The sequence below is a fragment of the Puniceicoccaceae bacterium genome (assembly GCA_040224245.1).
Lineage (GTDB): Bacteria > Verrucomicrobiota > Verrucomicrobiia > Opitutales > JAFGAQ01 > JAKSBQ01.
In genome coordinates, this window is record JBEGIR010000079.1 from 24684 (window position 1) to 34011 (window position 9328).

The 9328-nt window shown below is 55.7% G+C and carries 5 protein-coding genes; 3 read left to right on the forward strand and 2 right to left on the reverse strand.

Annotated features, from left to right (window positions below; all coding sequences use genetic code 11):
* Nucleotides 1-171: 171 nt before the first annotated feature.
* From ABQ298_13760 to ABQ298_13770, 3 genes are all read left to right on the forward strand, one after another.
* Complete coding sequence (locus tag ABQ298_13760; GenBank protein ID MEQ9825445.1) at nucleotides 172-798, forward strand: hypothetical protein; 627 nt, start codon at nucleotides 172-174, stop codon at nucleotides 796-798.
* Nucleotides 799-863: 65 nt separating this feature from the next.
* Nucleotides 864-3065, forward strand: coding sequence for a hypothetical protein (locus ABQ298_13765; protein ID MEQ9825446.1), 2202 nt, complete (start codon nucleotides 864-866; stop codon nucleotides 3063-3065).
* Nucleotides 3062-5320 carry a hypothetical protein gene (locus tag ABQ298_13770; protein MEQ9825447.1) on the forward strand — a complete coding sequence of 753 codons (2259 nt, stop codon included), beginning with the start codon at nucleotides 3062-3064 and terminating at the stop codon, nucleotides 5318-5320. The genes ABQ298_13765 and ABQ298_13770 overlap by 4 nt, the downstream gene beginning before the upstream one ends.
* 662 nt (nucleotides 5321-5982) lie before the next feature.
* Here ABQ298_13770 and ABQ298_13775 read toward each other — a convergent pair.
* Complete coding sequence (locus tag ABQ298_13775) at nucleotides 5983-6735, reverse strand: acyltransferase (GenBank protein MEQ9825448.1); 753 nt, start codon at nucleotides 6733-6735, stop codon at nucleotides 5983-5985.
* A gap of 15 nt (nucleotides 6736-6750) precedes the next feature.
* Nucleotides 6751-8616, reverse strand: a complete 1866-nt coding sequence (gene asnB / locus ABQ298_13780) for an asparagine synthase (glutamine-hydrolyzing) (protein ID MEQ9825449.1) — start codon at nucleotides 8614-8616, stop codon at nucleotides 6751-6753.
* Nucleotides 8617-9328 lie beyond the last annotated feature (712 nt).

Below are 9328 nucleotides of genomic sequence, written 5' to 3' on the forward strand. Positions count from 1 at the left end.
CTTCTTTAACAACCTCCGAAGCCCACAAACACCGGACTCATCATCGATCCGGTGAACGATCCAAGCAGGGTAGCAAAAACAATTCCATTGAATGCCAGAATGAATTCTTTATGACCTTTATCACTTGTGACGCGACATAGCCAGACATCGGAATTCCGCCCCCTTCGATCCTTGAAAACCGAGCACCTTTGGCGCATTGCAGCGGTACTGCTGACGACGCTGCTGGTGGCGGGCATGATGCTGGCCTATGCCGTCTTACCGCAGCCGCAGTTGATCCTCAGAGTTGAATCTGAAACGGATCAACCCGCCCTGCTCTACGCCGACGATGGAAACGGACTGCAGGAGATTCCATCCCTGCTGAATTCCTACCGCTCACGTCAGCAACCCGCGCAAATGCAATTTCCCCTGCACCCCACAGAAGTCCGCTTCCTTCGCTGGGACCCCGTCCCCTTTTCCGAAGCAACACCCGTGCAGATCACGGTTCATCACATCGCGCTTCAACCCTCACCCCTCGCCAAACCCATTTCCATTCCGCTGTCCCACCTCATCCCCATCCATGGTGTGCATCGCGAACAAACCATCGAGGGCACTGCCATTCACCTGCACATCGATGCTCACACCCACGATCCCATGATGGAGCTGCGCCTGCCAGATTCCCTGTCTGATGACATGGCAGCCGCACAACGCATCGTCGTCATCAAACTCTTCTTCATCGCGTGCACCACCCTGCTTCTCAGTTTCCTGATGCTTCGCCTCCAAGGTGCAAACGACAAACCTATCCTGCGCCCAGCTCCATGAGATTCCCATCATCATCCCCCCGTTCACGCTGGCGTGTTGGACTCGTCGCATTTGCCCTCATTTGCATGCCCATCATTCAAGGGCTTGCGAAGCCCATTGGAGAGCCAGCCTTCCTCCATGCGATTCCCTCACCCTCTCTACCCGCAACACTGGAAGACACCATCGGCCCGGCGCTTCCCTCCCTCCAGTTCTACACCGTATTCACAAACAATCCAAAATTGAAGGAGGGGGAACGGTATGGTCGGGTATTTCAGGGATCCATACAGACCTTCGATCAGCACATTTCCCTGTTGCTGAACCACTCATCCCACCTGCGCCACTTTCACCTCGAACTGGTTGCTGCCGAAGATCCATCACGCACCCTTCAGTTGATCGTTCGCTCCACTCCCATCCTCATCGACTGGACACTGCTCCAGTGGGAGCTTCCCTCCGAGTGGCAAAACATTCCCGTTTCCCTGCAGGTACAGCACATCGGCCGTCACCATGCCCTTGCCTCCCTCACCTTCAGCGATGCCTTTGAATCCGCATCACGCAATCCGCTTTCCCCGCAATGGCTACCCCTGCTCGTCACCATCGTTAAGTTGTTGCTTTACGGCAGCTTGCTGCTACTGCCCGCAGTTGCCATCCAGCTGCACTTCTTCACGCATTCCCATTCGACCCGATACCCCCATGCCTTGTGGTTCGTCCTCAAGCTGCTCTTGATCCTGAGCGCATGCGCCTACTCCCTCTTTTTCCTCTACCTGCTGCATCCAGTCGCTGGACTGATCATGGGTGGCACGCTGATGGGTTGGAGCTTACTTCGCCTGGCACAGGCCGACATGCGCGATGCGGCCGTGCAGCTCTATCAAACCGACGGGGACCTCCGCACGGCCCTTCAACTCTGGGTCCTCTCCACTCTGGTCGTGCTCTTCTCGGGTCTGTTGTTTGGCGGTGCCGATTCCATCGCCATCACCTCTCAAATTCGCTACCTGGAATCCCGGCTGCCCGACGACAACCTGCTGCCGTCAATTCTAGTGGAGCGTCTTTTCCTTGACCAACCGCTTTCCCCATTCTTTCACGGGTGGCTCTCGAGTGACCGCCCCCCACTGCAAAGTGCCCTATTACTGCTTGTTCGCCCCTTTTTCCTGAACCCTTCCAACGACCTGCAACTGACCTCCATCCTACTGCAGACCTGTATGGTGCCCATGGCATTTTTCACCCTGCGCGGCTTTGGAGTGGGTCGCCGTACCAGCTACTTGAGCACTCTGTCACTCGTGTTCTCCTCAAGCTTTCTGCTCAACGGATTTTTTGTCTGGCCCAAGCTGCTACCGGTCACCTACCTGCTGGCCACAACCCTACTGCTCTTCCGTCCGGAGGCAGTGCTGCAGACCCATTCACCTCGCCTCCGCGCCATCCTGCTGGGCATCACCAGTGCCTGCGCCATGCTCACCCACGGCGGGAGCATTTTTGCGCTGCTCCCCCTCTTTGGGGTCGCACTGCTCGTACTCCGACTACCCCTTCCCCGCTACTGGCCCCACCTCCTACTTTCCGGCCTCCTGATCATGCTGCCTTGGATGCTCTACCAAAAACTTCTCGATCCTCCCGGAGACCGACTGCTGCGCTGGCACATCGCCGGGGTGACAGGAGAGGTCGCGCACGACAGCGGATTGTTGTCCCTGATGCTGCAACAATACCGAGCACTTGGCTGGGAAACCTGGCTACAGTACAAACTCGCCAACCTGCGCGCCGTCATGGGCGATCCGGGAATCGCCTTTCGCCACCTCTTTCCATTCCAGGCGAACAATCATTTTCACCTGCTGCGCTCGGGCATGTTTCTCAGCTTTGTGCAGTCCCACCTGCCTCAGGCCCTGTTCGGCTTGCTGCTACCGCTTTGTCTGATCACCCGTCAGGGCCGCTCATATGCCCAATCCCTGTTTCCACTGCTTGCGGTTTCCATCACAGGTGTACTGATCTGGATGCTGCTCATGTTCAGCCCGGGCCGCACCATCCTGCATCAGGGCACCTACCACCTGAGTTTCTGCCTCATGCTCTTTGCAGTGCCTGTGTGCCTGCTGCGCTTTCCCCGCCTTGGCTTTGCCCTGCTACTGCTTCAGATTATGGCTCTGAGCTGGATCTGGGTGCTGCCCGCCATTCCACTGGGGTCGCATCCGGATTGGGTGATCCATACCATGCGCTTTGACCCTGTCGCACTGGCCGGGTTTTGCATCACCACTCTGATCGCCGTTGTCATTGCGTTACGTTTGCAAAGTGCAGAATTTAATCCATGAGCCGAAACTCCCATAGCTCCCAATGCCTCAACGTGCCGCGATGGTTCAACTCCGTGGCCGCCCTCGTTCTGGTTTTCATTCTGCTGACCTCGATATCCGCGTTCAGAACATTCTGGACCCCTCTTCCCCTGTATGACAGCACCTCAATCGTGCACTTCCTGTCAGGCAATCCTGATGCTTTCAAAACCTTTCAATACCTGTTGGAGGAACACAATGAGCATCGCATTGTGTTCACAAAGGCGTTGATACTGATCGATTTCAGTTGGTTTCGCGGAACCAAACTCATGCCAACCGCCCTCTTGCTGCTGCTCAATGCAAGCATCGCACTGGGCCTCTTTTGCATCTTTCAAAAGTCGATGCTCTCACTGCGATCCCGTTTCCTGCTCGCGATCTTGTTGGGCATCCTCTGCTTCAGTCTCGTGCAGGCCCGCAACTTCGACAGCGTCTTTCAGCTGCAATTTTTCTGGGTCAATCTGCTGGCGTTGCTGAGCTTTGCATCGCTGTCCAGCTGGATGCACAAGCGAGCCAACAGCCCGGCCCAATCTACTGCCTCGGGCTTCAACGCATCGCCATTTGTGCTGGCTCTTGGATTTTCTGCCCTTGCCGCCTTTAACATGGCCAACGGCCTATTTGTGTGTTGCCTGATGGCACTCTATCTGGTGCTTGCCCGCCAGTGGCGTGCTGCGTTCATCACAGTGGTAGTCAGCGCAGGAATATGGCTGCTCTATTTTCGCGGTTATACGGCCCCGACAGGCTCCGGCGAATCTGCGATCGAATGGACCCAGGTTCACATGATCGCACCCTTCGTCACTTATTTCATTGGGAACATCTTCAATAGCGGACTACCCTATGCGGTCGATGTCATCGCCTTTGGGTGCATGGGCATCCTCCTGCTGGCGGCATTCCTCCTCGATCTCCTAAAACGGGGAAACGCGATCAAACCCTATGACCGTGTTGCATTGCTGCTGATCGCATTTGTGCTCGCCAGCGTGGGTGCAGCCTCCTTGCAGCGCCTGGGGCGTGGCGACATGGAACTGGCCCTCGTCGGACGCTACAGCACGCTCTGTGTGCTTTTCTGGGCGGTATTGCTGGCCTGGTGGATCCAGCGCACCGAATCACTTACCAAACCCATTTGGCGAAAAATCGTGCTTGTCGTTGTCTCCGCCATCATTCTGGGCATCGCATGGCGTCAAGCACTGCTCTTCCAGCAGATGCGAACCGAAGGTGTCGCACGCCAGCAGGCGAACTTTGCACTCGCCAACGATTTTACCCATCCGGATGTCGTCAGACAGGCACTGCCCGCATACGAAACCCGAACCCTGGCATACCTGTGGGAAAATCAGCTCTCAGTATTCCGTCCAGCTACGGGCACTCAAGTTGGAGAACAGCTGAAATTCACTCTCCCCTTAACAGACCTGCCAACGCTCGTCCCGGATCACATTTCCCTCAAAGCCCACGCCTTTGACCCCCGTTTGATGCTCGACCTGCAGGGTCAGCTTCCCGAAGGGATGGATCTGCCTGCCGCACGCTATGTCGTGATCGATGATCAGGGGCTCTGCATTGGCGGCGCACAAATCTCGAAGTCTCCCATTGCTTCACGAAACACTGCAGCTCCGAGCAAAACCACCACACCCCATTCCCTGCATTGGCAGGCCTACATCACCCACAAAGCCGGGCTTTCGTCACCCACTTGGATGCTCCTGAAGGTGCGAAATGGATTTGTCAAACCCGAAGCAGTGGCCCGCATCCGCACTGGCAGCGATGTTCGCATCCCACTGCGTCCGGTTTTTGATTTGGGAACCTTTCGTGACGCCGTTCACAGCGAGGTGATCGAAACCCGGCGCAAATGGATGCAAAACGGATATTTTGATGCGCTCAGCCCGGTTCACCCCACCAGAGAAATCTGGGGGACCTGGAGTCCACAACTGGGCGATGCCAATACTGGTTCCATGGTGATTCACGTCGCCCGTGTGCATGAACTCCATACCCACGAACGCGTGGTGCTTCCCGTGATGGTGGGGCCAACTCCCGGTGCCTGTGAGCTGAAGCTGCGCTTCAGCAGTCCCGACCACCGCAACACCTTAGCATTCGACCTGGGTGAAATGATCGTCGACGGGTGGACTTATTTCGATCTCACGCCCTATGCCACCGCATCGGATCTTGAACTCGAAATCCACGACCGTGGCAACCAATGGGGCCAGCGCGTCGCATTCAGCATGCCCGTGATTCTCCAGATCGACAGCAATCGCCGCTAAGCGGGCGATTCCCGCAGTTAAACCGCAGGAGCAAGAGTTGAAGGTAGCGGGAGCTTCCAGCTCGCGAAAAAATTAACCTCCTTCAGAGCGAAGCAAACTCGAAGTTCCTAACTCCAAACTCCTGCGTTTCATCCGCTAAGTGGAGCACGTTCGTTTCCGGCAACTCCGACGCTTCGGGATTTTCCCAAATCCCGCCACAAAACGAAAATCCATGCATCGGAACAACAACCTCCTGCTTGTTTCGTTTTCGCACCTCCGTAGCCGGATTCGGAAGTTCAGCATGCCCGTGATTCTCCAGATCGACAGCAATCGCCGCTAGCAGGCGGTTCCCGCAGTTAAACCGCAAGAGCAAGAGTTGAAGGTAGCGGGAGCTTCCAGCTCGCGAAAAAATTAACCTCCTTCAGAGCGAAGCAAACTCGAAGTTCCTAACTCCAAACCCCTGCGTTTCATCCGCTAAGTGGAACAAGTTCGTTTCCAGCAACTCCGACGCTTCGGGATTTTCCCAAATCCCGCTACATAACGAAAATCCATGCATCGGAACAACAACCTCCTGCTTGTTTCGTTTTCGCACCTCCGTAGTCCCGACAAGTCGGGATAAGAATTCGGACCCAAGTTGGAGTTCGGATACCATCAACCCCTATCACCCGTCACCCCTTTTTGCGCTAGCGCATCGCGGAGACGACCCTGGCGGGCACGCCAACGGCGATGCTGTTGCGGGGGATGGGTTTGTTGACGACGGCCCCGGCACCGATGACACAATCATCGCCAATGCAGGCAGCATCAAGCACGCTGACATGGGCAGCGACCCAGACGTTGTTTCCGATCGTTAGCGGTCCTTTTGTGCACATGCCACTCTGCTGTGCAAAGGGTGTGGGGTCCTTCGGGTCGTATTCCCCACCACTCAGAAAATAGGAAAATGCGCCGACCACAACGCCGTTGCCAAACGTCAGTTCGTTTGAGGAAAAGATCTGGCAGTTCGAGGAAATGTTGACCTGATCCCCCATCGTGATGTTGCCATTTTTGCAATAGACCACGGTGTTGCGCCCGATGTAGACCCGATGTCCGAGGCGGATGCCGGCGTTGGACTCGCCCTTCGCATCCAGCACGGCATTGTCATCAATGATGACGCCATCGCCGATTTCGATCTTGTGGCTATGCCGCAAAGTCAGGTTGCGCCCAAACACCACCTTGCGCCCCACCTTGCGAAACATCAACGGATAGAGCTTTGAGCGCAGCAGTAATCCCAACGCACCCGGCAGGGAACCGCAGATCAGCACAATCAGCTCACATTTGATCAGGTGAAGCAGGCCACAGTTCCCATACATCAGGGAGCGGTAAGTCCGAAAGGCGGACTGCCGCGCCTGTGTCAGGTTCTTCAGCTTGTGGGCTTCGCCCGGTTGTGGCTGGGATTGCATGACAAAAATCAATGCCTATCGGAAAAAGCGGTTGTGCCAGATCGCAATATTCATCATGCCCCAGAGCACATGGTTGTGATTGTGTTTCATGGTGAGGTGTTCTGCGATCAGGGTATCCACATAGCCGAGATCCATACACTCCTTCAGGATTGGACTCTCGTGCAGCAATTCGATCATGGTGTCCTTGAGCTGATCGCGCAACAGATTCTTCACGGGTAAACTGTAGCCCTGTTTTCCACGGTACACGATGTTGTTTGGCAAGATGCCCTCGAGCGCCTTGCGGAAAATGTATTTGGTCGTGGAACCCTTGAGCTTCAGATTGCCTGGCACGGTTGCCATGTATTCCACGAGCGTGTGATCGAGCAGCGGCACGCGAATTTCCAACGCATTCGCCATGCTCATCTTGTCTACCTTCATCAGCACGCTGTCGGTCATCATGAAGCGCATGTCCGCATAAATCTGCCGATTGATCGGATCTGCCCCCTCGCTGCGCGCATTGTATTTCCGCAGTGGCGAAAACGGATCGAAGGGAACCTGTGCCTTGAACGCCTCCGAGTACAGGTGCGACTCCAGCTCCGGATTCGAAAAGAACTGCCAGCGCAGGTGCATGCCCTCTTCCGGCAGTGCAGCCCCTTCCATGAAACGCTTGAGCATGTTGATGGCACCCTTCTTCTGTTTCTGATCGGGCAGGCGTGCGGCGAGCTTGAAGAGCACCCCCTCACGCAGCGGACGTGGAATCAGCTTGAGATAGTTTGCAAGGCGCGCGGCTTTGAAGCGGTCGTACCCCGCAAACACTTCATCCCCACCCTCCCCACTGAGGCAAACCGTCACATGCTGCTTGGCCTGCTCACAGATCAGCATCAGCGGAATGGACGAGAGATCGGTCATGGGTTCGTCGAGGTGCCAAAGCGATTTTTCCACACGCTCGCGATTCATCTTTTCGATGATCAGCACCTGATGATCTGTGCCAAACTCATCCGCCACAATCTTTGCGTAGTCGAGTTCGCTGAAGGTCTTGTCCTCGTATCCGATTGTGAACGTGCGCAGGCGTCCCGGTACATGGCGCCGCATCATGGCCACGATCGCGCTCGAGTCGAGTCCGCCCGACAAAAAGGCCCCCAGAGGCACATCACTGAGCAGGCGCCGCTTGACCGAAGCCTCGATCAACTCGCGCTGGCGCTCCACGATTTCTTCGATGGGTCGCGGCTCTTCGGGAACATTAAAATGGATATCCCAGTACGGCTCGACCGTCAGATTCCCGTTTTCATAGACCACGTGATGCCCCGCAGGCACTTTGTGAATACCCGCAAACATGGTATCCGGAGCGGGTACGAACTCAAAACAGAGATAGCGGTAGATGGCCTCGCGATTCACCTCGCGCGTCAGTCCGGGATATTCCAGCAGGGCCTTGATCTCGGAGGCAAAAAGGAATTTGCCATCACGACAGTAATAGTAGAGCGGCTTGATGCCGATGCGGTCTCGCGCCATCCAAAAGCGTTTGCGCGCGCGATCCCAAATCGCAAACGCAAACATGCCGTTGAGTTTCTGCAGCAGGTCCATGCCATACTCCTCGTAGCCGTGCACGAGGATTTCGGTGTCCGATCCTCCTCGAAACTGGTGCCCCTTTGCGATCAGATCATCCTTGATCTCCTGAAAGTTGTAGATCTCCCCGTTGTAGGTCACCATGACGCTGCCATCCTCATTGCCAAGCGGCTGGCGTCCCGCCTCAGACAAATCAATGATGCTCAGACGCCGGTGGCCAAACGACATTCCCTCTTCTACATACACACCGCTCTGATCCGGTCCCCGGTGGTGCAGTGTCTCGGTCATGCGAGCCACGAGTTCGGTATCATTCCAGTTAAATCCACAAATTCCGCACATATAAAAAAACGTTAGCTTCGGCGATCTCAGGCCAGCAACCGGGCACAGCACAACCCATGAAGTCCGCAAAACACCCAAACAATGGAAATCCCTCTGCAAACGCAAGAATGAAGCCATGCGCCATGCTCATTCCCCATGACCTAAACTGCCCCCCTCGGATTCCCCCTCACCGCCGTAGTCCCGACAAGTCGGGATAAGAATTCGGACCCACGTTGCAGTGCGAAAACACGTCCCGTTCACCCACGTTGTCCATGTTCTCCCGAACATGGCTACAAGAAAAGATCCCTCCCCGTAGCCGGATTCGGACTGCTTCACCTTCCAAAATCATGGAACATTGGACTGACCCTTTTTACATTTCTCAAGGAGTGAGGAGCTAGAAGCAAGGAGTCAGGTGTTAAAAAGTAACAAGGGGCCAGTCTGAGCTCGCGCAACTGGCTGAAGGTAGCGGGAGCTTCCAGCTCGCGAAAGAGGAATAGTGCCACGGATGCCTAATGCCTGGTGGCGAATAGCTGGTGGCGAATGGCTGATGGCTCCTGCGGTCCATCCGCTAAGTGAGAAAACGTTGCTTTCCGGCAACTCCGACGCTTCGGGATTTTCCCAAATCCCGCTACAAAACGAAAATCCATGCATCGGAACAACAACCTCCTGCTTGTTTCGTTTTCGCACCTCCGTAGTCCCGACAAGTCGGGATAAGAATTCGGACCCAAGTTGG